The sequence below is a fragment of the Desulfovibrio sp. Huiquan2017 genome (genome assembly GCF_017351175.1).
In the GTDB taxonomy this organism is placed as follows: Bacteria; Desulfobacterota; Desulfovibrionia; order Desulfovibrionales; family Desulfovibrionaceae; genus Pseudodesulfovibrio.
In genome coordinates, this window is record NZ_JAFMPN010000001.1 from 94,905 (window position 1) to 119,465 (window position 24,561).

22 protein-coding genes, 6 tRNA genes and 1 pseudogene are annotated in these 24,561 nt (G+C 61.0%); 8 read left to right on the plus strand and 21 right to left on the minus strand.

All coding sequences use genetic code 11. The annotated features are described in order from the left end of the window. Window position 1: 1 nt before the first annotated feature. Window positions 2-2,635: an SLC26A/SulP transporter family protein gene (locus J0909_RS00495; RefSeq protein ID WP_353616719.1), complete on the minus strand. Its 2,634-nt coding sequence runs from the start codon at window positions 2,633-2,635 to the stop codon at window positions 2-4. 370 nt (window positions 2,636-3,005) lie between these two features. On the opposite strand from J0909_RS00495, the gene J0909_RS00500 reads away from it, so the two are divergent. Beyond that, a complete protein-coding gene (locus J0909_RS00500) occupies window positions 3,006-3,911 on the plus strand; it encodes a glycosyltransferase family 2 protein (protein WP_207259644.1) in 906 nt (301 codons plus the stop codon). A 295-nt stretch (window positions 3,912-4,206) separates the two neighbouring features. On the opposite strand, the gene J0909_RS00505 is transcribed toward J0909_RS00500, so the two are convergent. The 6 genes and pseudogenes from J0909_RS00505 to J0909_RS18615 form a co-directional block, all read right to left on the minus strand. Next, entirely contained in the window at window positions 4,207-5,148 is a 942-nt protein-coding gene (locus tag J0909_RS00505) for an aminotransferase class IV (protein WP_207259645.1), read from the minus strand. A gap of 10 nt (window positions 5,149-5,158) precedes the next feature. Then, complete coding sequence (locus tag J0909_RS00510) at window positions 5,159-6,184, minus strand: aspartate-semialdehyde dehydrogenase (RefSeq protein ID WP_207259646.1); 1,026 nt, start codon at window positions 6,182-6,184, stop codon at window positions 5,159-5,161. A gap of 17 nt (window positions 6,185-6,201) precedes the next feature. Next, window positions 6,202-7,074, minus strand: coding sequence for a methylenetetrahydrofolate reductase [NAD(P)H] (gene metF, locus J0909_RS00515; RefSeq protein ID WP_207259647.1), 873 nt, complete (start codon window positions 7,072-7,074; stop codon window positions 6,202-6,204). 96 nt (window positions 7,075-7,170) lie between these two features. Beyond that, a complete protein-coding gene (locus J0909_RS00520; RefSeq protein ID WP_207259648.1) occupies window positions 7,171-7,587 on the minus strand; it encodes a (deoxy)nucleoside triphosphate pyrophosphohydrolase in 417 nt (138 codons plus the stop codon). After that, window positions 7,584-9,050: an ABC-F family ATP-binding cassette domain-containing protein gene (locus tag J0909_RS00525; RefSeq protein WP_502757422.1), complete on the minus strand. Its 1,467-nt coding sequence runs from the start codon at window positions 9,048-9,050 to the stop codon at window positions 7,584-7,586. The genes J0909_RS00520 and J0909_RS00525 overlap by 4 nt, the downstream gene beginning before the upstream one ends. A 12-nt stretch (window positions 9,051-9,062) precedes the next feature. Next, window positions 9,063-9,482 (minus strand): annotated as a pseudogene (locus J0909_RS18615) (ATP-binding cassette domain-containing protein); the annotation flags it as partial. A gap of 172 nt (window positions 9,483-9,654) precedes the next feature. On the opposite strand from J0909_RS18615, the gene J0909_RS00530 reads away from it, so the two are divergent. From J0909_RS00530 to J0909_RS00540, 3 genes are all read left to right on the plus strand, one after another. Next, entirely contained in the window at window positions 9,655-9,930 is a 276-nt protein-coding gene (locus J0909_RS00530) for a GIY-YIG nuclease family protein (protein WP_207259650.1), read from the plus strand. A 102-nt stretch (window positions 9,931-10,032) separates the two neighbouring features. Beyond that, complete coding sequence (locus J0909_RS00535; protein ID WP_207259651.1) at window positions 10,033-10,278, plus strand: hypothetical protein; 246 nt, start codon at window positions 10,033-10,035, stop codon at window positions 10,276-10,278. Next, window positions 10,275-10,733, plus strand: coding sequence for a hypothetical protein (locus tag J0909_RS00540; RefSeq protein ID WP_207259652.1), 459 nt, complete (start codon window positions 10,275-10,277; stop codon window positions 10,731-10,733). Before J0909_RS00535 ends, J0909_RS00540 begins: the two co-directional genes overlap by 4 nt. A gap of 147 nt (window positions 10,734-10,880) precedes the next feature. Here the strand turns inward: J0909_RS00540 and leuB are convergent, their stop codons facing one another. The 6 genes from leuB to J0909_RS00570 form a co-directional block, all read right to left on the minus strand. Then, the gene (leuB, locus tag J0909_RS00545; RefSeq protein WP_207259653.1) at window positions 10,881-11,948 is read right to left on the minus strand and encodes a 3-isopropylmalate dehydrogenase; all 1,068 of its coding nucleotides are present in this window, start codon (window positions 11,946-11,948) and stop codon (window positions 10,881-10,883) included. A 309-nt stretch (window positions 11,949-12,257) separates the two neighbouring features. After that, complete coding sequence (locus J0909_RS00550) at window positions 12,258-12,749, minus strand: 3-isopropylmalate dehydratase small subunit (protein ID WP_207259654.1); 492 nt, start codon at window positions 12,747-12,749, stop codon at window positions 12,258-12,260. 12 nt (window positions 12,750-12,761) lie between these two features. Further along, window positions 12,762-14,021 (minus strand): 3-isopropylmalate dehydratase large subunit, encoded by a 1,260-nt coding sequence (gene leuC / locus J0909_RS00555; RefSeq protein WP_207259655.1) that lies wholly within the window; start codon window positions 14,019-14,021, stop codon window positions 12,762-12,764. A gap of 4 nt (window positions 14,022-14,025) precedes the next feature. Beyond that, window positions 14,026-15,558, minus strand: coding sequence for a 2-isopropylmalate synthase (locus J0909_RS00560; protein WP_207259656.1), 1,533 nt, complete (start codon window positions 15,556-15,558; stop codon window positions 14,026-14,028). Window positions 15,559-15,700: 142 nt separating this feature from the next. Then, on the minus strand, window positions 15,701-16,468 hold the full coding sequence (gene pssA, locus J0909_RS00565) for a CDP-diacylglycerol--serine O-phosphatidyltransferase (RefSeq protein WP_207259657.1): 768 nt from the start codon (window positions 16,466-16,468) through the stop codon (window positions 15,701-15,703). Between the two features lie 26 nt (window positions 16,469-16,494). Continuing rightward, on the minus strand, window positions 16,495-17,142 hold the full coding sequence (locus J0909_RS00570) for a phosphatidylserine decarboxylase family protein (protein WP_207259658.1): 648 nt from the start codon (window positions 17,140-17,142) through the stop codon (window positions 16,495-16,497). A gap of 107 nt (window positions 17,143-17,249) precedes the next feature. Between J0909_RS00570 and J0909_RS00575 the strand changes: the two genes are divergently transcribed. Together J0909_RS00575 and J0909_RS00580 are read left to right on the plus strand one after the other, a co-directional pair. Beyond that, on the plus strand, window positions 17,250-18,245 hold the full coding sequence (locus J0909_RS00575) for a metal-dependent hydrolase (protein ID WP_207259659.1): 996 nt from the start codon (window positions 17,250-17,252) through the stop codon (window positions 18,243-18,245). Next, window positions 18,242-19,111, plus strand: a complete 870-nt coding sequence (locus tag J0909_RS00580) for an EamA family transporter (protein ID WP_207259660.1) — start codon at window positions 18,242-18,244, stop codon at window positions 19,109-19,111. Before J0909_RS00575 ends, J0909_RS00580 begins: the two co-directional genes overlap by 4 nt. Before the next feature lie 222 nt (window positions 19,112-19,333). On the opposite strand, the gene J0909_RS00585 is transcribed toward J0909_RS00580, so the two are convergent. From J0909_RS00585 to J0909_RS00615, 7 genes are all read right to left on the minus strand, one after another. Next, entirely contained in the window at window positions 19,334-20,353 is a 1,020-nt protein-coding gene (locus J0909_RS00585) for a hypothetical protein (RefSeq protein ID WP_207259661.1), read from the minus strand. 185 nt (window positions 20,354-20,538) lie between these two features. Beyond that, window positions 20,539-20,613: transfer RNA gene (locus tag J0909_RS00590), tRNA-Gly, on the minus strand. Between the two features lie 62 nt (window positions 20,614-20,675). After that, window positions 20,676-20,750: transfer RNA gene (locus J0909_RS00595), tRNA-Gly, on the minus strand. Window positions 20,751-20,812: 62 nt separating this feature from the next. Next, window positions 20,813-20,887, minus strand: a tRNA-Gly gene (locus J0909_RS00600). Between the two features lie 4 nt (window positions 20,888-20,891). Further along, window positions 20,892-20,966, minus strand: a tRNA-Cys gene (locus J0909_RS00605). Between the two features lie 7 nt (window positions 20,967-20,973). Continuing rightward, window positions 20,974-21,048, minus strand: a tRNA-Gly gene (locus J0909_RS00610). Between the two features lie 62 nt (window positions 21,049-21,110). Continuing rightward, window positions 21,111-21,185: transfer RNA gene (locus J0909_RS00615), tRNA-Gly, on the minus strand. Window positions 21,186-21,409: 224 nt separating this feature from the next. Here J0909_RS00615 and dksA point away from each other — a divergent pair. Then, complete coding sequence (gene dksA / locus J0909_RS00620; RefSeq protein ID WP_207259662.1) at window positions 21,410-21,772, plus strand: RNA polymerase-binding protein DksA; 363 nt, start codon at window positions 21,410-21,412, stop codon at window positions 21,770-21,772. Window positions 21,773-21,802: 30 nt separating this feature from the next. Further along, window positions 21,803-23,320, plus strand: a complete 1,518-nt coding sequence (locus J0909_RS00625; protein ID WP_207259663.1) for an NFACT RNA binding domain-containing protein — start codon at window positions 21,803-21,805, stop codon at window positions 23,318-23,320. Between the two features lie 258 nt (window positions 23,321-23,578). On the opposite strand, the gene J0909_RS00630 is transcribed toward J0909_RS00625, so the two are convergent. Beyond that, on the minus strand, window positions 23,579-24,544 hold the full coding sequence (locus tag J0909_RS00630; RefSeq protein WP_207259664.1) for a VgrG-related protein: 966 nt from the start codon (window positions 24,542-24,544) through the stop codon (window positions 23,579-23,581). Between the last annotated feature and the right edge of the window lie 17 nt (window positions 24,545-24,561).

Genomic DNA, 24,561 nt, shown 5'->3' on the forward strand with positions numbered 1-24,561 from the left:
GCTACAGCATCAGCTCGCGGCCCCGGGCATTGGATTCGGCCAGGCGCTCGGACAGGAGATTGACCAGGAAACGGTTGATGGCCGTGACCAACCTCGGCGCGCGCGCCTCGATGGCGTCGAGCTTGCGCAGGGTCATGCGGTAAAGCACGCATTTTTCCGCAGCACGAACGGTCGCCGATCTCGAGGACAGGGTGTAGATGCCCATCTCTCCAAAAACCGCACCGGGACCGACTTTCTTGAGCCGGATGATCCGGCCGTCGGGCAGTTCCAGCTCCACGTCCAGCCTGCCGGACTCCACGAAGAACATGGAATCCGAGGTGTCGCCCTGGCGAAAGACCGCTTCACCCGCCTGAACCGTCTCACGCTTGAGGACCTTCATCAGCGCCGGGATGTACTTGGGCTCCGGGAAGATCGGCATCAACAGCTCGGGCAGGGTCTTCCGCCTCATCTCCAACATGCCTTCACCATCGAGGACGCGGTTCTCGCACCACTCCAAGGCGTAGTCCAGATTGAAAAAGGTCCGGAACTGCCCCGCCTCGTCGCCCGCATACCCCAGAGCGACCAGATGCGACTCCAATTCCAGCGGAGCGCTGGTGACGACCACCTGGATGCCGCGTTCCGTGGCCAGCTTGTGCAGCTTGGCGAACCCGAAGCTTGAGGCCGAGGCGAAACCCTCGGCCAGCCGGAAGTCGAGAACCAGATATTCCAGGGAAAGCTGATCGCGATCGTCCAACCGCTTGCGGACGGCCTTGATGAGCCGCTCCATGGCTCCCAGGAAGACGAACCCCTGAATACGCATGATGTGGATATGGTCGCCGAACTCCTTGAGGACGCGTCGCTGGGCCGATGCCCGGTCCACATTGCTGGTATGCTGCGAACCGGAGAGTTCGTGGCGCACGACCCCGCCCCGGCCCGCCCGACTGAGCGTGACCATCAGGGCCAGGGCCACGCCGAAACCGATGCCCTCAAGCAATCCGAGAAAAATGGTCGCCGCGAAGGTCAACCGGAGAAACCACAGCTCGGATCGGCTGGTGAAGGAAGACTTGGTGCGCAGCATCCAGTCGCGGATGAGATCCAACCCGGCATAGACCAGCAACCCCTCGGGCACGAACCGGGGGATCATGGGCAGGATGTAGTCGCCATAGAGCAGCCCCACCGCGCAGACCAGCCCGGCCACGATCCCGGCCAGAGGGCCCCGCCCACCCGCACTGTAGCTGCCGGCACTCCGCCCGTAGGACAACGAAACCGGCATGCCGCAACACATGCCCGAAACAATGTTGGTCACGCCCAACGCGCTGTATTCCCGGTTCAAATCGCTCTCGCGGCCTCGAAGGAGTTCCAGCCGCGTAATCCGGAACATGACCGTGAGCACGGCCAGGACGACCATGGCTCCGATATACAGCCCATGGGACTTGATCACCGCCCACTGGATGCCACTGAAGAGCATGGGGGACTTGAGCATCTCGACCAGATGAACCAGCAGGGACCCTTCGGGGAAAGCCACGGGCACGGCCAGATCATGCAGAGCCGGGGTCGGGCCCCAGATGGAGGCAGCATTGCCCGCCCCCACGGCCACCAGGATCAAAGCCAGCAGGAACAGGGAGTTCTTGCTCCGAAACATGGCGAAAAACAGGATCAGGCCGAAGACCACGCTCGGCCCCATGGTGTAGAGGTCCTGCCGGAGATCAAAATTATTCCCCAGGGACAGAGCCAGACTGTAGGCGTTGCTCCAGTCGAGGTTCAGTCCGCCCATCCAGGCGAAGGCCCCGATGAGCACGAACACGCCCACGCCGCCGATGGCCCCGCCGATAATTTGCAGAGGAAGATAGCGGATGTACTCGCCGAGCTTGAATCGGCCGATCGCCAGCAGGCTTAGCCCGGTGAGCAAGGCGGCCACGGCGATACCGGCCAGCAGGGTCGGCAGGATGAGCTCCGGGGCGAAGGTCTCGGCCATCTCCCGGTACATGCTGCCCAGGAACAGAAAGAGCACGGCGGTCAGGACCGTCTCGGGCCCAACCAGAGCAAAGGGAATGCGCGACAGGAAGGAAAAGAAGATGGATCCGACGATGACCCCGGTCAGGGCGGTACCCAACAAGAACGGCAGGTATTGGTGCATGCCCCCCTGAGATGCGGCCAGCAGGGACAGGGCGTATACGAAAAAGAGCGACAGCACGCCGGAGACGACGCCCGCATACAGGTTGAGGGTCTTGCCGCCGCGCAACAGCCTCCAGCGGTCCGGGTCCCGGATTTCCTCAATGCGGGGCCCGTCGACCTCGCCCGGGTAGTCGGCCTCCCAAACCTGCGGTTCACCGGCCTCGGCGAGGTCGCTGACGTCGATCTCGCTCTCGTCCACTTCGGGCAACTCCTCCAAGGTCTCCAGCGGCGCACCGCACTTGGAGCACGCACTGCCGTGTCCAGGTTCCTGCACATGACCGCAGGCCGCGCAAAGGATATCCTCGGGTCCCTCAAAGTCCACGGTCAGGTGCTCGCTGTCCAGATCCATGGCCGCAAGGGGTTCCCCCTCGCCGCCCGAGGGAAGCGGTTCATCCGGGAGAACGCTTCCGGCCGTTCCCTTCATGTCGTCGTAAGATATTTCCGGGGTGTTCGGAGGCCTCTTCCCGGCCGCGATGGTCACGCCCCGTCCGCAATCGGGACATCTTGCCCGCCTTCCGGTCAAGGAGTCAGGGACTTCGCGCTCATAGCCGCAGGAATCACACTGAAAAATAGCCACTGGGGTACCACCGGAGTCAAGAGGTATGCACTAAGCCGGTCGAAACAAAACCGGTTCCCATATTGTTTCACGCAGTTAACTACATACGTCAAGCCCAACGACCGTGCAAGCCGACGAGCCAACGCTTATTGCATATTTTTCCCCAGAAAATTCATCAGTGACCTAAAGTTTACCCTCTGGGTGTCGATACAATAAGTGCGAGTGAGGCAAATTGTGTACACGGACCGTACCACCTCCCCGCGCACGAACCGTGAAATCCCATGGAAGGGCCATCATGCGCAAGCATACCGTTTCCATACTCGTTTCCGATCAGGAAACCCACCCGGGCCTGCCGCGTCTGTTGCAGTCCATCTCCCGACAGTCCGACGGATTGGACCGGATGGAGATAGTGGTGATAGGAAACGGCGGCCATGCCCCCGACTCGGAAGGTCTTTGGCGGGCCATCACAGGTCTCGAGGCCATACGCCTGGAAATCTGCGATCCCGACGTGTCCCCGGGCATGGCGCGCAACCTGGCCGCCGCCAAGACCATCGGCGATCGGCTGGTGTTCCTGCGCCCCGACCACCGGCTGGACCCCAAGTATCTGACCACCGCCGACGCGGTCTTCGCCGACCACTCCGAGACCGATGTCCTGTATGCCGACTACATCCGCCTCGCCCCAAACCGAAACCAAACTCCCGGCCCGATCATGATCCAACTGCCCTCCTTCCGGGACGGCCTGCTCCAGACGCGTGGATTCCTCGGCCCCGGGGTGCTCTTCACCCGCGAAATTTTCGAACGGACCGCGGGATTCCGCGACAACACCGTCTACCGAGACTGGGACCTGTGGGTCCAGGCTGCACAGGCGGGCGCGAATTTCTACCACGCCGGCTATCCGCTGACCTCCTGCGAGCACCGCAAGGTATCCTTCCGCGAACGGGCCGAGGACGGCCGCTGCAAGGCGCTCCTGGTCATCAACAACCAACACTACTTCCACGAGCACAGCGTGCGCTGGGCCCTTGCCTATTTGCGCGGCGATCCCTGGGCCGAGGCATTTGGATTCATGACCATCCCGGGCCCCATGGATGTCACCCGCATGCTCCACGACCACGCCATGAAGGCCATGGGAACCGACACGTTGGCCGAGCAAGCCATCCGGCAATTCGACAAGGCCGTCATCAATTCCTCGAAGATTCTCTGACCAACCGTTCATTTCCCTGAGCAAAGCCACCCCCGGCAAGGCTGCTCCAAAGAGGCAAGCTCCGTGACGGGGGGCGATCCAGCTGGAATCAGTCGTCAAAAGCCGCTTCGCACCGATCTGGCGATTATGCTTCCGGCGGGCAAGAATTCGCCCCTTGCATCTTTTCTTCGCACCTTCGAGGCGGATTTTTCCGCCACGCGGTTTTCGCCCACGGAAATGAAGCTGCCCATATGAGTCCTGTAAAAAAAAGGACCGCCCCAACGGACGGTCCTTGCGAATAGCCTTGTTGCCCGCCCTACAGCGGGATGCCGGTTTCCCGAAGGTCCTTTTGAAGGAGTTCTCGGATGCGCCCTGCTACCGGGCCGGGTTTGACATTGTGAATGGGCTTGCCGTTGAAGCGGACCACGGGAATGGCGTCGCCCGTGGTGCCGACGATAATTACTTCGCGGGCCAGGAGAATCTCTTCTTCGCTGATACTGCGAAAGACAATAGGCACCTCGTTCTTGATCAGGTCCACAGCGCGCATGAGCGTGGTTCCGGCCAGGGCGTTGGTGAATTCCGGGATAATCAGCCTGCCGCCATCGTCCACGATGCAAACGTTTTCCGTGGCCCCCTCGGCCAGGAATCCATTGCTGTCGAAGCAAAACGGGAAATCGTACCCCTTTTCCTCGGCCTCATGCTTCATGAGCACATTGGGCAGATAGTCGATGGACTTGATGGTCGCCAAATACGACTGCTTGGCCGGAATAGAGGTCTTGAAGGCGGTGACGCCTCGCTCGTAGACCGATTCCGGTTTGGGGTGCAGGTCGTAGGCCACCACATACAGGCTCGCCTCGGGGCATTCGGACGGATAGATGCCGAAACCGCCGGGGCCGCGCCCGATGAGCACGCGGACCAAGCCGTCGGCGCGGCCGCCCGCCCGGGCCACGTCCAGGATGAGGCCCCGGATATCGTCCCAGGAACACGGCGGCGTCATGTAAATGGCCTGGCAGGAACGCTGCATGCGGGCCATGTGCGGCTCAAGCTGGTAGAGTTTTCCGCCCACGAACTTCATGGTCTCGAAGATGCCGTCGCCGCGATGGACCAAATGGTCGTCCCAGGGCATGAGCATGAGCTTGGAGTCCGTGCAGATCATACCCACACGGTGCTCGTAGAAGGCCTGGATCTCGTGCGCGCCGGGGCGCTCAACGGCCAGCATGGCCTCCAAATAGGCTTTTGAATCCGCTACCTTTGCCACAGGAATCTCCTTAGGGTACACGCACCAGGTCGCGCTCGATCAGGGTCTCGGCGATCTGGATGGTGTTCAGGGCCGCGCCCTTGCGGATGTTGTCGGAAACGATCCACATGTTGATGCCATTCTCGATGGTCTCGTCCTCTCGGATGCGGCCGACGAAGGTGTCGTCCTCGCCCGAGGCATTGATGGCCATGGGGTAGATGAGCTTCTCCGGGTAGTCCTCGACGGTCACGCCCGGGGCCTTGGCAAGCAGGGCGCGGACATCGTCGGCGGTCAGCTTGAGTTCGGTCTCGATGTTCACGGACTCGGAGTGGCCGTAGAAGACCGGCACGCGCACGCAGGTGGCGGTAACCTTGATGTTCGGGTCGCCCATGATCTTGACGGTCTCGTTGACCATCTTCATCTCTTCCTTGGTGTAGCCGTTGTCCAAGAAAACGTCGATGTGCGGCAGGCAATTGAAGGCGATCTGGTGCGGATACACGTCGGCCACCACGGGCTGGCCGGACATGAGGCGGCGGACCTGATTCTCCAGTTCCTCGATGGCCTTGTGGCCGGTGCCGGACACGGCTTGGTAGGTGGATACGACCACGCGCTTGATCCGGGCTTCGTCATGGATGGGCTTGAGCGCGACCATCATCTGGATGGTGGAACAGTTAGGGTTGGCTATTATGCCCTTGTGCCAGTCCAGATCCTCGGGATTCACCTCGGGCACCACCAGGGGGCACTCGGGGTCCATGCGCCAGGCCGCGGAGTTGTCCACCACCACGCAGCCGGCCTGGGCCGCGATGGGAGCGAATTCCTTGCTGATGGCACCTCCGGCCGAAAACAAGGCGATGTCCACGCCCTCGAAGGAATCCTTGGTCAGTTCCTGCACGGACAGTTCCTCGCCCTTGCACTCGACCTTCTTGCCCACACTGCGGGCGGAAGCCAGGGGAATGACCTTGCTGTAGGGGAAATCCCTCTGTTCCAGGACGCTCAACATCTCCTGGCCCACCGCGCCCGTGGCGCCGCACACCGCGACAACGAAATTCTTGCTCATTTTCCTTACCCTCAAAACTATATATTGAGATTTTTTCCGATTTCCAGAACGGCCTCGGCGCGGTTGAGCGTGTACAGATGCACGCCCGGAGCGCCCCCGGCAATGAGTTCACGGGCCTGTTTAGTCGCGTAGTCGATGCCGAGTTTGTACACGGCATCGTCACCGCCCTCCTCATGCGCCTTTTCCAAGGCGCTCAGGAACTTGCCCGGAATGGCCGCGCCACACAGGCCCAGGATGAACTTGGCGGACTTCAGGCTCATGATCGGCAGGATGCCGGGGATGACCGGCACGTCGGCACCCATGAGCTTGAGCCGCTCCACATAGTCGAAATACATACGGTTGTCGAAAAACAACTGCGTAACCAAAAATTCCGCACCCTTGCGCACTTTGAGGTGGACCATGTCCAGGTCGGACCGGATGGACGGCGATTCACAGTGCGGCTCGGGATAGGCCGCGCCGCCCACGCACAGGGAGGGATAGCCCGCGCGGATGAACTCGACGAGGTCCGAGGCGTGCTTGAACTCCTGGGCATTGAAATCGAAATCCACCACGCCCCGGGGCGGATCGCCGCGAAGGGCCAGGACGTTTTCGATGCCGGCCTCGATGAGGCTCTCCAAAAAGACGTCCAGCTTCTCGGCCGACGCCCCCACGCTGGTCAGGTGGGTGACCGGCTCGATGCCGTGTTCCCGTTTCATGCGGGTGGCGATCTCCAGGGTATTGTCCTGTGTGCCGCCGCCCGCGCCGTAGGTCACGGACGCGAACAGGGGATCAAGGACCTTGAGCTTGTCGACCACCTCGAAAAAGGCGGGCCAGGCCTCCCGCTCCTTGGGCGGAAAAAACTCCATGGAGATGAACGGGGACTTCCCGTCGATCAGATCACAAACGCGCAAAGCATACTCCTTCAACGGACACTTCAAGAACAGCCCACATCGGGCAAGTGAAAATACATACTCCTTCTCGGCCCAACCTTCAATGCCGAAATGGCGTCAATCCACGCCCGGCGGGCATCGCCGCGCGCCATGTAGGGCATCGACGATGACGATGTCGGCGGGCAGGAAATCCAGGACGGGCGGCCGACCGGGATCGACCCAGGCCATGCTCTGATTTTCCATGCTCTGCAACTCGCCTGAATACTTCGTGATATGGAAAAAATACAGGTGTACGGAGAACTCGTCGTACTCATGGCGCAGGTCGCGCCAATAGGCGAACTCATCCGGCGTGACGGCCAACTCCTCGCGAAACTCACGAACCAGGGCCTGCTCGCGCGTCTCCCCCGGCTCCACTTTGCCGCCCGGAAATTCCCACCAACCAGCCATGGGACCGCCATCAGGCCGCCGCACGGCCAGATAGTGTCCGTCGCGCCAGATGATGCCCGCCACCACATCAAGCACGGGCTTGCTCACGACTCGTCACCCGCCCCGGTGATGGCCTCCATGCGGCCTTCGAGTTCGGCCATGTGCTCCATGAGCGTTTCGGCCCATTCGGTGGCGTCCTTGTAGGCCGCGTTGAGCTTGAGGGCCTCTTCGGGCTTTTCGTAGGTTGCGGGATCGTTCATTTTCTTCTCCAGGCTCGCCTGCTCGTCCAGCACCTTCTCCAGATCTTCCTCAAGCTTGTCGTACTTTTTCTTGAGAGGTTTGAGCTCCCGGTAGAGCCGATTGCGTTCTTCGGCCTGACGGCGCTTATCCTCCTTGGTCAGCTTGCGCTTCTCCGGCCCCTCGTCGGCATCGCAAGCGGCCTGGCCGTTGCGGCACGCCTCTTCCTGTTTCTGCAGGGCATGAAACGCCTCGAATCCGCCCACATGCTGGGTCAGTCCATTTTCGTCCAGAGCCCAGACCTCCTCCGCCACCTCGTTCAGCAGGTAACGGTCGTGGGCCACGAAAAGCAGCGTCCCCTCGTAGTCCTGCAAGGCCCGGATAAGCCCTTCGCGGGTCTCTATGTCCAGGTGGTTGGTGGGCTCGTCCAGGATGAGCAGATTGGCTTTGGCCAGGAACAGGGTGGCCAGGAGCAGGCGGGACTTCTCTCCGCCGGACAACCCCTTGACCTTGCGATCGAAATACGGTTCGCCGAGCAGGAACAGGCCGAGCACGCTCATGACCTGCTCTTCGGTCAGGCCGGGACTGGACAGCCGCCGGATCTCGCCCAGGACCGAGCTGTCCAGATTCAGGATTTCATGCTGATGCTGGCTGAAGTAGCCCATCTCCGTGCCGGGACCGATCTTGACGTGTCCGGCCGAGGGCGTCAGGGATCCGGCGATAAGCTTGAGCAGGGTCGATTTGCCCGCACCGTTAGGCGCGACCACGGCCACCTTCTTGCCCCGGAAGAGCTGGAAATTCAGAGCAGGCCAGACCGACTCGCCGCCCTGGTAGTGGAATTCAAGATCCACCACGGAGATAGCGACCTTGTCGCCGCGCTTGGGCTCGGGCAATCGGAAGTTCAGGCTCCGCCCCCGATGATGGGTGGCCTGAACCTCCTTGATCTGGCTCAGTTCGCGCTCCAGCTTCTCCACTTTCTTGAGCTTGCTTTGCGCCTGGGCGGCCTTGCGCGCCTTCACGCGAAACTTGTTGATGTACTTATATTCGTTCTCGATCCTGGCGGAGAGCTTGTCCGCTTCCTTGCGCCGCTGCTCCCGATTCTCCTCGTCCCAAACCAGAAACTCGTCGAAGGAGCCCTTGCGCAGAATCGGCTTGGCCCCGCCCAGGAAGAGCACGTGGGTGCCCACGCGATTCAAGAAGATACGATCGTGGACCACAAAAGCGAGCGCGCCCCGAAAGTTGAGCAGATAGTCCTCCAGCCACTCCACGGCCTCCAAGTCGAGGTGGTTGGTGGGTTCGTCGAGCAGGAGCACGTCGGCGCCCTGCAAGAGCACACGCCCGAGCTTGGCCCGTTCGCGCCAACCGCCGGACAATTCCCCGATGCGCTTGTGCAGGTCATCCTCGGCAAACCCCAGGCCGGTCAGAATGGCCCGCGCCTTGTGGTCGGGGTTGTAGCCGTAACGCTCTTCGAACTCCGCCTGCCGATGGGCCAGGCGCTCGATGCGCGCATTGTCGCCATCGGCCACGGCCCGTTCCCAATCCTCCCAGAACTCGTTCCAGGAAGGCAGGGCGGACAGGACCCAGGCCAGAAGCTGCCGCTCAAGGATTTCTCCGGTCATTTCCTGGGCCACGTACCCCACGCGGGCTCCCTTGGTCAGGGTGACTTGGCCGCCGTCGGGCTCGACTTCCCCGGCCAGGACTTTGAGCAGAGTGGATTTGCCGCAGCCGTTGGGGCCGGTCAGGGCCAGGCGCATGCCGGGCGCGACCTCAAAGGCCACGTCGGAAAAGATCGGCTCGCCGCCGTAAGATTTCTCAAGGCTCTGTACTGTGATGCGGGACATAAATAATGGACCTTTTTCGTTTGGGCATGAGATATAATGGGGAACGAGGATTGGCAACTGTTTTGACCGCGCGCGATCCGACGGGTACATTGGCCCTATGCGGACATGGCACGTTTATCTCCTTCGTTGCGCGGACAACAGTCTCTATTGCGGCATCACCAACGACCTGAACCGACGGCTGGCGGCCCACAACGCCGGGACCGCCTCCAAATACACTCGAGCACGGCTTCCGGTGTCCCTGGCGGCCAGCACGGAGGTGGACGGGAAAAGCTCGGCATTGAAACTGGAACTGGCCATCAAGAAGCTCCCGGCCGGACAGAAGATCCGACGACTGCTGGAATACGCCGGCAAGAGATGTGCTACGGACGGATGACATCCTGAAAACAGACGCATTTTCTTGCCAGGCACGGGGTTTACACGTACCTTGGCTGTGACCCGAATCTTCCCAGAAACCGACAACCCGATACGCAACCGCATGCTGGAAGTCAGTACCCTATACCTTCTCCTGACCATGTTCGGGTTCGTCCTCCTGGGGATCGTCGTGGTTCACCATCACAACTGCTCGGACATGATCCGCCGAAAACGAAACGAAGTCCGGCGGCTGACCGTCCACCTCGAAGCCAAAAATTCCGTCCTGGATGAACAGATCGCCGACCTCAAGACCCAGGTCGAGGAACTCGACGAAAAACTCTCCATCCTGGAACAACGGCAACAGCCATGATGACCTTCAGCACGATTTTTGGCCTGGCTCTGGCCGTATTCTTCGTGATCTTCCGCATGATATCCAAACACCGCTACGCGACCATGAACGAATTGTTCAACCGACAGCATGAACTGGAGCTCCGGCACCAGTCCCTGCGCGACCGAAAACGGACGCTGGAACGGGAGTTGGCCGACAAGGGACAGGCCCTGACCGCCCTCAAAAGCAATCGATTCGAAATCCGAAGCATTTCCGTGGCCGATCTGGAAGCCGACGACACGGATGAAAACGAAAAGATCGGCCGCTATCTCCTCAACCAGGGCAAGATCACCCAGGAACAGCACAAACGGGCGCTCAAAAAGATGGAAATTCTCAAAATGGACTACATCGGCGTATGCATGGCGCTCGGCTTCATCGACCTGGAAACCGGCAGACAGGCTGAGAAGGCGGGAAAACTCAGCTCTCCCCCGCTCTAGTCCGGCCGCACACCGGGGCCCGCGCAAGGGAAAACACGATGTCCGCCATCAGGCGGCTTGCAATGGTTGCTTTCGTTAGAGGAAGGATCTTCAAAAAAGGGCCGCGTCGCAACGACGCGGCCCTTTGTCGTTTTCTTTCGAACCAAACTACATGTTCGCCAGCACGGCTTCGGCCATGGCGGTGCAGCCCACGGATTTGGCTCCCTCCTGCCTGATGTCGCCGGTGCGGTAACCCTGCTCCAAGGTCTTTTCCACGGCCTGTTCCACGCAGTCCGCTTCCTCGGTCATGTCGAAGGCGTGGCGCAGCATCATGGACACGGACAGAATGGTGGCCAGGGGGTTGGCCAGATCCTTGCCCGCGATGTCTGGGGCCGAGCCGTGGATGGGCTCGAACAGACCGGGATTGCCCGCGCCGAGGCTGGCCGACGGCAGCATGCCGATGGAACCGGTGATGGCCGCGGCCTCGTCGGACAGGATGTCGCCGAACAGGTTGCCGGTGACCAGGACGTCGAACTGGGAGGGGTCGCGCACCAACTGCATGGCCGCGTTGTCCACGTACAGATGGGACAGCTCGATGTCTGGATAGTTCTTGTGCTCGTCGATGACGATCTCGCGCCACACGCGGGAAACGTCGAGGACGTTGGCCTTGTCCACGGAGCAGACCCGTTTGGAACGCTTGCGGGCGGCCTCAAAGGCCACCTTGGCGATGCGCCGGATCTCGTGCTCGAAATAGACCATGGTATTGTAGCCGAACCGTTCGCCGTCCTTTTCGCCGTCAAAACGCGGCTCTCCGAAATAGATGCCGCCGGTCAGTTCGCGCACGACCATAACGTCCAGCCCCCTGGCCACGATGTCCGGGCGCAGGTAGCAGGCATCGGCCAACTGCTTGAACAGCTTGGCCGGACGCACGTTGGCAAACAACCCAAGCTCCTTGCGGATGCCGAGCAGTCCCTTTTCCGGGCGGATCGAAGGATCGATGGTATCCCACTGGGGACCGCCCACCGCGCCCAGCAGCACGGCGTCGGAATCCTTGCACTTGGCCACGGTGTCCGCAGGCAGCGGCACACCCTCGGCATCAATGGCGCAGCCGCCGATCAACGCTTCGCTCGTCTCGAAGGTACGGCCAAACTTGTCGCCCACTTTGTCCAGAACCCGCAGGGCCTGGGCCACGATCTCCGGGCCGATGCCGTCGCCGGGCATTACACAAATCTTCATTGCTGTCTCCTGTTGGTGAGGGATGCCTCCGGCGGCGCCTCGCCAGCGGGGCGTCTCCGACGGCTCAAGAACATTTTAAAAAAGGTTCTTGAGAATCTCCAAAACTTTTTGTCGCGCCTTCAGCAGGGCCGGGACGGACAGAATTGCCTCAATCAGAACGATGCGGTCGCAAAGTTCCTATTGCCGCCCCCTCTTTCTCCCATTCCCCAAACAACGATAAAAAGTTGGGGAAAGGATGGGAATGAGGAGAGCGAGGAAAGGGAACCCATTGAAAATGGGTTGTCCCTTCCCCGGCCACCAGCGGCCTGCCTAGGCCAATTTTCTCTTTCCGTATTCGACCAGTCCTCCGGCGTTCAGAATTTCCTGCATGAACGGAGGGACCGGGGCGGCCTGGACGGTCACGCCGGTGGTCAGATTCTTGATCACGCCAGTGGAGGTGTCCACTTCGATCTGATTGGTATCGCTAAACTTGTCGATGTCGTCGCCGATTTCGAGCAGAACCAGGCCCATGTTGAAGCCGTTGCGGTAGAAAATGCGCGCAAAGCTGTGGGCCAGGACCACGGGAATACCCGCGCCCAGGATGGAGATCGGCGCATGCTCGCGAGACGAACCGCAGCCGAAGTTCACGCCGCCGACCATAATGTCGTTCTGCTTAACGCGCTTGACCCACCCGGCCTCCAGGCCTTCCATGCACTTGGCACCCAGCTCCTTGGCGTCGGTGGTCACCAGGAAACGAGCCGGAATGATGGCGTCCGTATCGATATTGTCGCCCACTTTATGGACGGTTCCGGTTACTTTCATTATTGCACCCTTCTACAGTTTGGCGGGGTTGATGATCTCACCGGCCACGGCGGAAGCGGCGGCCACGGCGGGGTTGGACAGGAAGACCTCGGACTCCAGGGAACCCATGCGGCCCTTGAAGTTGCGGTTGGTGGTGGCGATGACGCGCTCGCCACCCGCCAAAATGCCCATATGGCCGCCCAGACAGGGGCCGCAGGTGGGCGGGCCCACAATACAGCCCGCGTCCATGAATATTTCCATCAGCCCTTCCCGCATGCATGCCTTCCAAATGGACGGGGTGGCGGGCAGGATGATGCAGCGCACCTTGGGGTCAACCTTGCGCCCCTTGAGCACGGACGCGGCCAGGCGCATGTCCTCGATACGGCCGTTGGTGCAGGAACCGATGACGGCCTGATGAATCTTGAGCCCGGCGGTCTCGTCCACGGGCTTGACGTTTTCAGGCAGGTGCGGACAGGCCACCTGAGGGGCCATGCCGGTGACGTCGATGTCGAGCACGCGCTCATACTCGGCATCCGCATCGGCGGCCATGAGCGCCCCGCCCTTGAACCCGGCGTTCTTCGAGTAGTCCAGAGCCTTTTGGTCCACCGGGAACAGACCGACTTTGCCGCCCGCCTCGATGGCCATGTTGGCAATGGTCATGCGCCCTTCCATGGACATGGCGTCCACGACCGCGCCGCCGTATTCCAACGCCTTGTAGAGCGCACCGGACACGCCAAGAATGCCAATCTGGTTAAGGACAAAATCCTTGGGACCGACGTACTCGCCCGGGGTGCCGGTCAGATTCACGCGGATGGTCGGGGGGACCTTGAACCAGGTCTCGCCCAGCGCCATGGCCGCGCCGACGTCGGTGGAGCCCATGCCCGTGGCGAACGCGCCCAGGCCGCCGTAGGTACAGGTGTGGGAATCCGCACCCACCACCACGTCGCCGGGACCGACGATGCCCTTCTCGGGCAGCAGGGCGTGTTCCACGCCGACCTCGCCGCATTCGTAGTAATGGGTCACGCCCATTTCTTCGGCGAACTCGCGGACAACCTTGACCTGCTCGGCGGAATCAATGTCCTTGTTCGGGGTAAAATGATCGCAAACCAAGGCGATCTTGTCCTTGTCGAACACTTTTTTGGCACCCATGGCCTTGAAGGCCTTGGCGGCCAGCGGCGCGGTAACGTCGTTGGCGAGGACCATGTCCACCTTGCACTGGACAATCTGCCCAGGGCCGGAGATATCCTGGTCCGTATGATTCTGCAGAATTTTTTCAGCTAAGGTCTGACCCATCTGTCTATTTCTCCTCTTTCGCTTTTTCCAAGCGGTTCAATGCGTTGACCATGGCCAAAGCACTGGCTTTGACCACATCGGCATCGTTGGCGCGGCCCACGGCCTTGACGCCGTCATACTCGATGCGCACGGCGACGCCAGCCAGGGCGTCGGACCCTTCGGTCACGGCGTTGACCGAATAAACTTCGAGTTTCGGGGATACGCCCACCAATGAGTAGATGGACTGAAACACGGCGTCAATGGAACCTTCGCCGAACTTGCTGGTTTTGCGCACTTCGGCCTCGCCTTCGGCCCCAAATTCCATGACCGTGGCCGCGTGTGGCGGCACGTCGCCCGTACCGGAAAACACGGACATGTCCACCAACCGAAAACGGTCCTTACGTCGATACACGGACTCCAAGATGAGCGCTTCCACGTCTTCGTCGAAGATCTGCTCCTTCTTGTCGGCCAGATCCTTGACCGCCTTGAAGAGCACGTTGAGCTGGTCCTCATCCAGGTTGTAGCCCAATTCCTCGGCCTTTTTGCGCACCGCGTGGGAGCCGGAGTGCTTACCGATGACGATCTCATTGGTGGTCAGGCCGATGGAGGCCGGAGTCATGATCTCATAGGTCAGGCGGTTCTTGAGCACGCCGTCCTGATGCACGCCGGATTCATGGGCAAAGGCATTGGCCCCGACGATGGCCTTGTTGGGCGGGATGGGCATGCCGATGATCTGGGACAGGCGGCGGCAGGACGGGAATATCTGTTCGGTAACGATATTGGTCTCCACGCCATAGAGTTCCTTGCGGGTGTTCAGCGCCATGACCAAGTCCTCCAGGGCCGCATTGCCCGCGCGCTCGCCGATGCCGAGCACGGTGCATTCCACCTGGCGCGCTCCCGCCCTGACGGCGGCGAGGCTGTTGGCCACGGCCGAACCCAGGTCGTTGTGGCAGTGGACCGAGATCATGGCCTTGTCGATGTTCCGCACGTTGCCCATGAGGTACTTGATCAGGTCGTAATATTCAAAAGGCTGGGTGTAGCCCACGGTATCCGGGATGTTGACCACGCAGGCGCCTGCGTCGATGGCGGTCTCGGCCACCTTGACCAGGAAATCCCAGTCCGAGCGCGAGGCGTCCTCGGCCGAAAACTCCACGTTGTCCGTGTACTGCCGGGCATGGCGGACGGCCTTGTCGATCATTTCGATGACTTCGTCGGCGGTCTTGCCCAGCTTATGCTTCATATGAATTTCGCTGGTGGCCAAAAAAACGTGAATGCGCGGGTGCCGGGCGTCCTTGACGGCCTCCCAGCAACGGTCGATGTCTTTGGTCACCGCCCGGCACAGCCCGGCGATCTGCGGTTTTTCCACAGCGGCGGCAATGGCCTGGACCGCTTCGAAATCGCCCTGGCTGGCAATGGGAAAACCCGCTTCGATGATGTCCACGCCCAAAGTTTCGAGCTGACGGGCCATGCGGATTTTCTCGTCCAAATTCATGGTCGCGCCGGGCGACTGTTCGCCGTCACGCAAGGTGGTATCGAATACGTACACTCTTTCTGCCATGGTATCCTCCGGGATATCTTCCCCCGCGGGGGCCTGTTCTAAATGTTTGACAATGGGTATGCAACCGCCAAGCACAAAACCCGCACGGGGTAGCGTGGCGATCAAGGTCAGTACGACGTACTAATATGGGATGGGGAGAGAGCTAGTTCAGCTCTTTCTTGGAGCCGTCCCGTAGTAGTCGCTTGTTGGTACGGGATAGTAGGAAAAGGGTGTAGAGCGGGCCGGAAATGAGATAGCCCAGGAAGAAGACGAAGCCGAGCACCTTGGGGCGGGACGCGATGAGGGAAAAAATCAGAATCGCGGTAACCATCCAGCTGAAGGGATGGGCCTTGAAGGCGCTGATTTCCTTGAAGGAGTAGAAGCGGATGGTGCTGACCATGAAAAACGACAGCACGTAGACGAGGACCAGGGTGCCTACGGAGACCACGGAGTGCATGTACTCCTGCGGAACGTATTCGGTGAAGAGCACCAGGGTGGCCAAGGTACAGGCAGCCGCCGGAATGGGCAGGCCCACGAAATGCTTCTTGGAGGAGGTCGAGGCCTGGACGTTGAATCGCGCCAGCCGCAGGGCGCCGCAGGCCATAAACAGGAAGGCGGCCATCAAACCGAGGCGGCCGAAGTCGTTCAAAATCCAGAGATAGGCCATGACCGCCGGGACCACGCCGAAGGCGACCAGATCGGCCAGAGAGTCGAGCTGGACGCCGAATTCGCTTTGCGTGTTGGTGATGCGCGCCACTTTGCCGTCCAGTCCGTCGAAAACGCAACTGGCCAGAATGCACAGGGCACAGGAGGCGATGTCCCCCTGGATGGCCCAGGTCAATCCCAGAAAGCCGACAAACAGGCTGGCCGTAGTCAGCAGGTTCGGCAAGAGATAGACACTCTTATGGCGCGGCAATTTTTTTTCAACCATGGCGATCAGTTTGGTTTTTCTCCGGATCAGGCGGAACGTTTTTCCGCCAGGGCCGTTTCGCCGGCGATGGTCTTTTGACCGACGCTGACAACTGGTACATAGCCATCCGGAATGTAAAGGTCAACTCTTGATCCAAACTTAATCAGACCATATCGCTCGCCGCGCTTGAGCTTGTCGCCCGGTTCGGCCCAGCAAACGATGCGCCGGGCGATGAGGCCCGCGATCTGGACCATGGTGAACCGCTGATTGCTCTTGCCGGTGATGACCACGACGTTGCGCTCGTTGTCCTCGCTGGCCTTGTCAAAGGAAGCGTTGAAGAATTTGCCGGGGATATAGCGGATGGTCTCGACCTTGCCGCTGACCGGCATACGGTTCACGTGCACGTTGAAGACATTCATGAAAATGGCGATGTACTGGCGGTTTTCCCCCGTCATGGGGTCCACGGCCCGACCGACCTTGATGACCTTGCCGTCCGCCGGAGCGGCCACGGCTTCGGCATCCTCCGGGCCGACCCGCTCGGGGTCGCGGAAGAAATGACCGATGAATGCAGTGGCGAACAGCCCGAGCACGGCCACGGGCCAGCAGCCGATAATGGCGAAGATCAGGGTGGTGAATGCGGCGATGACGATGTAGGGCACCCCTTCCAGGGCGACGCCGACTGACGGTTTCAACATAGCGCGTCGAGCTCCTTATTCTATAAAGTCTCAGATCCTTACCCTTGGCTCCCTCAAACCGCAAGTTTGTTTTTTACAATATATTCACCGCAAGGTATACCCCGGGCATGGACCCGGTCACACACCTTTCCTCGGGCCTCATGGGCGGCCTGGCCGCGCGCCGGTGGTTTCCCGAAGCGCGATTTCTCGTGCCCGCCTGCGTGCTTGCGGCCTGGATTCCCGACGCGGACATTTTTTTCGGCGACGGCCCGGAATTTAACCTGCTCTATCACCGGGGCGTCAGCACCTCCCTTTTCGGCACCCTGGTCCTGGCGTTCGCCCTGGCCGGATTGTACAAACTCGCCTTCCGACGTACCCCGTTCGTCAAAATCGCCGCCCTGTTCTACGCGCTCACCCTGACCCACGTCTGGCTCGACCTGATAACCACCTACGGCACCCAATTGCTCGCCCCCTTCTCCAACCACCGCTTCGCCCTGGACGGCGCGTTCATCATCGACCCGGTCTTCACCCTGACCGCCCTTTTGTTTATCGCAGCGGCCCTGTTGCTCCGCGCGCACCGTCACGCCATCGCCCTGGCGGGCATGGCCTGGTTCTTCGCTTATCCCCTCGCCAACATGGGCATGGGGGCCGCGCTCCAGACCGTCTACGCCCACCGCCTCCAGGCCTCGGGCACAGCCTACGAACACGTTCACGTCACCCCGGACGCCCTGTCGCCCCGCTTCTGGAAAGTGGTCGTCACCGCCGGGCCGGACTACCTGCTCGACACCATGGACCTGTTCGGCGACCGCGAACCAGTCGCCCCCCTGCGCGTCAAGCGGGCGGACAAGACCTTCCTGCGCACGCTCGGCAAACAGCAGTCCATGTTCGCCACCTATGCCTGGTTCACCAAATGGCCCTACGTGGAGGAGACCGACACGCCGGAAGGCCGGACCCTGGTCTTCCACGACCTGCGCTTCACCTCCACCAACCCGGTCTTGTCCTGGTATTACGACGACAGGCGGCAGCCCTTCACCCTAACCGCGCACCTCGACCAAGCGGGACGCATCACGTCTTGGTCCTATGAAGGCGGCATCAGCGCCCGGGCCGGGGAATCCACGCAATGATCTGGCTCACGCTCTCCGTGGGCGCAGCCTTTTTCATGGCCACCAATTCCGCATTCATAAAGCGCTTCTTCTCGGATCTGTCGTCCTGGGAAATGGGCCTCATCCCTTATTTTTACGGATGCCCTCTTTTTCTCGCCACCCTCGCGTTCATCGACATCCCGTCCGTGGGGCCCGGCTTCCTGCCGTCCCTGGCCTGGGTCCTGCCTTTACTCATGATCGCCATCACCCTGCACTACCGGGCCATCCACCTGTCGCCCCTGTCCCTGACCCTGCCGTTTCTGAGCTTCACCCCGGTCTTCGTCCTGCTCACCGGCGGCCTCATCCTGGACGAAACTCTCAAGCCCCAAGGCGTGGCGGGCATGCTTCTGGTGGTCGTGGGCGGTTACGTGATCAACCTCGACTCGGCCCGATACGGCTTTCTCGGCCCGATCAAGGCCATCTGGAAGGAACCCGGCTCGGCCATCATGCTTCTCGTCGCCGTCCTGTTCGGCCTGACCTCCGTGGGCGGCAAGGTGATCATCCTCAATTCTTCGCCCATGTTCGCAGCCGTGGTCATCTTTACCTTGTACGGCGTCCTGCTGACACTCATTCTGCTGGCCACGGGCAAGGCGTCCCTCAAGAACCTGATCCGCAGGCCCCTGCTCGGCATCGCGGCCGGGCTGATCGTCTTCGCCGAGGCCGTCTGCCACAACACTGCCATGACCCTGACCTCCGCCGCCTACATGATCACCATCAAGCGCACCGCTGGCATCTTCTCGGTCCTGTATGGCTGGCTGTTCTTTAAGGAACGCGGCATCCGCTTCCGCTTCATCGGCGCCCTGATCATGACCGCCGGAGCCGCTGTCATCGCTCTGTGGGGGGGATGACGCCCCCCCTTCCGATTCTTTACCGCCCCTTCACGAGACGGGACGCGCCGAAACGGACCATGGTGATATGTGTCAATATGGGATCAGGGAAAAGCGGTACGGAGACGCGTTTTCCGCGAGACAGCGGCAAACCGTCGTGGATATCTTTAAGGACCTCTTTCAAGAAAGCCGCAAACGGACAAGGCAATCGGCCACCGAAGGAGTCCCTTTTCCGCGTGGGAATCAGGTCAGATAGCGATAGAAGTCGCCGCCGAGCCGGTGCATGGGCAGGACCTTGCCTTCGAGGATGAGGCCTTGGGGGATAAACTTTTCGGTCAAATATTCGACCGGAGGCTGAAAGCCGTTTTCGCGGGCCAGGATGACCGAGGCGCGGCTGGCCACACTGTGGGCTATGAGCCCCTCGGGGAAGAATACGGTCCGGTCCAGGTTGTCGCCGACGGCATGAAGGAAGGCCCGGTACTTGTGGAAACAGTTGTCCGCGTCCAGGGATTGCTGAATGCCCGCCATGACCTCGTTGGTCACGAAGTTGACGGTCCGCCCCCGGACCAAGTGGAAGGCTTGCTCACGAGTGGGATCGACGAGCATGACGGCCCCCGCCCCCAAGGATTGAACCAGATCGTAGGTACGTTCGCCGGACAGTGGATCGCACTGATATCCCAGGGTCTGGATATCGGAAAAACCGCCGCGCCGGGCCAGGATCTGCAAGGCCAAGAGCATGATGCCGGTCCCGGCCCCGAGGTCCACGCCCATAAACGGACCGCAGCCGGACATGGCGTCGGCGCAAGCCAGGACCGCGCGCATGATGTGGGCCGCGCGCGGGGCGTCGGCCAGGACGCGAAGCACCGGAGACCACATGCGCAGACGGTTCATGATCTCGATGTCGTCACCCGGCTCGTTCATGGACTGGTGGCGTGAAAATTGTTCGTAAAGCCCGGCCAGTTCGCCGTAGGGAACGGCGTCGCGATGGGCGTCCTCGTGCACGTAGGCAAAAAAGTATTTCACGGCCAGATTGAGCAACCGGGCATCCGACACCGGCTCCGCGGGATCGCAGAGATGCTCCACATCCGAGACCAGAGGGTCGGTGGTATAGAAATCCGGAGCTATGGCCGGGGCCGGAGAATCGACCATGGCCGTGAAGTTCCGGGCCTGCATGCCCGCCGAGGCCAGGGGCGAACCGGTCAGTCCGCCGGGGACCGCGCCGGAAAGATGTATTTGCGTGTGGTGTATGCTCGTTTTGCTCATGATCGTCCAGGCGGCGGGTTACGGGAAATTGTTGCCGTCCAGCCGGTATCTGCACGGACCATACCGAGCGGATAAAAAAAAGCGCATCAAAAACGCTATTTATTTATAATACAACAAAACAAATAGGTTAAACCGTGGCTTCGGACAAAAAAAGGCCGACCCTCATGGATCGGCCTGGAATTTCGTGGAGCGGGAAACGGGATTTGAACCCGCGACTTCAACCTTGGCTAGGTTGCACTCTACCACTGAGTTATTCCCGCGGATCTTCGGCGGCGGGCTCCCCTAAAAATGCCGGTCTCTCGCGGAGACCGGCTTAATTAGCTGGAGCGGGAAACGGGATTTGAGCCCGCGACTTCAACCTTGGCAAGGTTGCACTCTACCACTGAGTTATTCCCGCGTATCTTCGGCGGCGGGCTCCCCTAAAAAAGCCGGTCTCTCGCGGAGACCGGCTTAATTAGCTGGAGCGGGAAACGGGATTTGAACCCGCGACTTCAACCTTGGCAAGGTTGCACTCTACCACTGAGTTATTCCCGCCGAGTGGAGGCGACATCCGGATTTGAACCGGAGAATGGAGGTTTTGCAGACCTCTGCCTTACCACTTGGCTATGTCGCCGACTTTTTGGAGCGGGAAACGGGATTTGAACCCGCGACTTCAACCTTGGCAAGGTTGCACTCTACCACTGAGTTATTCCCGCGTATCTTCGGCGGCGGGCTCCCCTAAAAAAGCCGGTCTCTCGCGGAGACCGGCTTAATTAGCTGGAGCGGGAAACGGGATTTGAACCCGCGACTTCAACCTTGGCAAGGTTGCACTCTACCACTGAGTTATTCCCGCCCTCAAAAGCGAACCACTGTTTACCCGTGGCCCCGTTGGGTGTCAAGCGGATTTTGATTTTTTTTGAAATTCGGGGGAGTATGAACTCCCCGTAATTTTTGGCCTAATGGAAAGACTTTACTTTTTGAGCCTTTTTGGTATACCAACGCGTTCTAATTCAGTAGAAAAGGGGTTGCACCCTAAGCTCCTCAACAGACTGCTCACTCACAGAGGGGGAGGTTCATATGGAAGCGAACGATCTAAAGTACTTCAAGGAAACTTTAAACGGCATGCTCGATGACATCCTCAGAAAAAGCGAGGCGACCATCGAGGACATGAACGAGTCGGGTGAAATCTACGCCGACCCTGCCGATCGGGCCACGGCCGAAAGCGACCGGGCCTTCACCCTGCGTCTGCGCGACCGCGAACGCAAGCTGATCAAAAAAATCCAGCAGGCCATCAACCGCATCGACGACGGCGAGTTCGGCATCTGCCAGGAGTGTGGCGACGATATCTCCATTGCCCGGCTCAAGGCGCGGCCCATGACCACGCTGTGCATAAACTGCAAAAGCAAACAGGAAGAAGACGAGGCCGTGCGCGGCGACTAGCCGCCCGACCAATTCCGGACGAGAACGGCCATGGAAGCCAATTTCTTCCGCTTCCTGAGCGCGGAACTCGCGTCTACTCTCTCCGGCCGTCGAATAGACAAGGTATTCGGCCCGGCCCCCGGCGCTTGGGTGCTGGCCATCCAAAATACCGGCGAACCACTTCATTTGATCTTCAGGCCCGCCAAGTCGGCGGGCCATTTATTTCTCTCCCCGGTCAAGCCGGTCAACCCGCAAACAGCTCCGGCCATGGCCATGTGGTTCCGCAAGCGGCTCCGCAACCGCAAAATCCTGGCCGCGCACAGCGACTGGCCCAACCTGCGCCTGGCGCTCAAACTCTCCCCACGCACCGACCCGGACGGCAAGACCTTCCTCATCTTCGACTGCCGCACCGGCATGTCCCTAGCCGACGACCTGCCCCCGTCCTTCACCATTGAGCCCGAATGGCCCGCCCTGGAGGACGTCCTTGAAGAGCCGGACATCTGGCGCGACTATCCGCATATCTCCCCGCCTCTGCGCAAAGCCCTGGCGGGTCTCCCCGTAGATGACGCCCACGCGCTCTATTTCGGCGTGGCCACGGCTTCGACGGGGCACTTTCACCTGGCCCGGTCCGGGGACGCATGGTCGCCTCCCACGGTATGGCCGTCCGGCGGGAACGACGAAATCTTCGACACGGCTCTGGCCGCCGCCCGGGCCTACGGCGAGCGCACCCTCTTCCCCCTGCTCGACATGGAGGAGGACAAGGCGCAAACCATTCAGCTCAAACGAGTACGCAAGAAGCTCAAACGCAATCTCGCCTCCCTGGACAGGGAACAGGCGCGCCTTGAGCAACTCGCGGCCGAACAGGTCAAGGCCGAGGCGCTCCAGGCCGAGCTCTACCGTTTCAAAAATACCGAAGGCCTCGAATCCGTGGACGTGACTCATCCGGCGCTCGGCCCCATGACCGTGCCCCTCAATCCGTTCATCTCGCCCACCGAGAACATGGAGCGATATTTCAAGCTGGCGGCCAAGGCCCAGCGCGGCTTCCCGCACGTGGAACGCCGCCGCCGGGAACTCCTGGCCGAACTCGCCCGGGCCGAGGACGGCACCCTCGAACTGCATCCGGCCTCGCTCCCTCATGGGGCTCCCGCACCCGAAGGCCCGACCGCCCTACCCAAACGCTTCCGGGGCCTGGCCGTGCGCCTGTTCCGCACCAGCGACGGCTTCACCGTGATCCGGGGCAAAAACAAGACCGCCAACCACCACATGCTTAGCCAAGCGGCCTCGCCCTTCGACTATTGGTTCCATGTGGAGGACGGCCCCAGTTCGCACGTCATCCTCAAACGCGACCACCCCGGCCAGGACGTCCCCGAAACCTCCCTGGTCCAGGCCGCCGTCCTCTGCGGCCTCAAGAGCTATCGCAAGGACGACGGCAAGGCCGACGTCATGTACGCCCTGATCAAGGACGTGCGCAAGGTCAAGGGGTTCAACCTCGGCCAGGTGGCGGTGGACCGCAAACTCGGCACCCTGCGCGTCGATCTCGACCCGTCGCTGGAAGAAAAGCTGAGCTAAAAGCGCCCCTTGGCCCCCATCCCCTTCCTTTTCCATTTTGTTTATCGCCGCTTCGCGAGCGGATCGCGGGAAGATGTACCCAATTACTGGAATATGTGATGGATGCGATGGTAATCCGAAAAGATGCACGGAGCATGCTGACGCACGATTCCCGCGAAACAGCCCAAAACATTCTGGAGATTCTTAAGAACCTCTTGGAAGCGGTTCTTAAGCGGGTCCAGGGCAGCGCCCTGGCCGCCGGAGGCATTCTTTTTTTCGCTAGACCATCCGGTTGACGGACATCTTCTCCAGCATATTCAGGGCAAGCTGTTTTTCGGAATCCATGCGATTGACCACGCTTCGGCGGATGCGGGCAGTGGAGGAACCGAACTGATCCTTGCGGGTCTCATAGACCCCCTTGATGAGCTGGGCATTAAAATCCTCGCCCTGCCCCTTGTTCAGGAACCGGCCGATGACCTTGTTGAAGATGTTGGCCGCCCCCGTGGGTCCGTGCTGGACCGAGGTGGACCAGAGGACTTCCTGAAGCGCGGGAGGAGCGTTGTCGAAATCGAGCCCGGTGCGCTCAAGAATCATGTCCCGGGCCGGGCCGTAGGTCCGGCGGGCGATGAAATCATGTTGAGCCTGCTCGAACCCGGCGGGATCTTCGGCAGCGATGGCCCGCCAGACGGCGGGCATGCCGCCCTGCCTGGAGCCCGTGTCGGCGGGCCCGGCCTCGCGCAGACGTTCGGCCCACTCCGGGCGGTCCGCGTCGAGGTAGGTCAGAAACTCGTCCATGGTGCCGGGCTTGGAGGCAATCTGATACGTACCGTAGGAGGTCCCGCCCACGCCGTCATAGCCGATGGCGGCCGTGCCGTCCGTGCCCGATTCGAAACCGGCCGACAGCGTGCCGGGGACATGGACGTTGGCGTTGGGCCGAACAGTCTCGACGGCCCGCGCCGGGGCGACGGATGGCCGCGCGGCGGGGGCCCGCACCCCGGCCTCGTCGCGCATGATGCGGGAGAGGGCGGACAAGGCTTCGAGCATCTGGGAATCATTGATGATGGAGACGTCAAAAGACCCTTCGTCCTCACCGGGCGTATCGGCCCCGTCGCCGAACAGGGCCTTGGTCATGCGCATCTGGTTATCGAAGGAGGTCCGCCGGGCGAGCTGCCCGGCGTCACGCCCGGAGGCGGGGGTCCGCGTTGCGTTGAGGGTCTCGTAACCGTCGATCTTACCGATGGACATGGGCTGCTCCTGCGCTG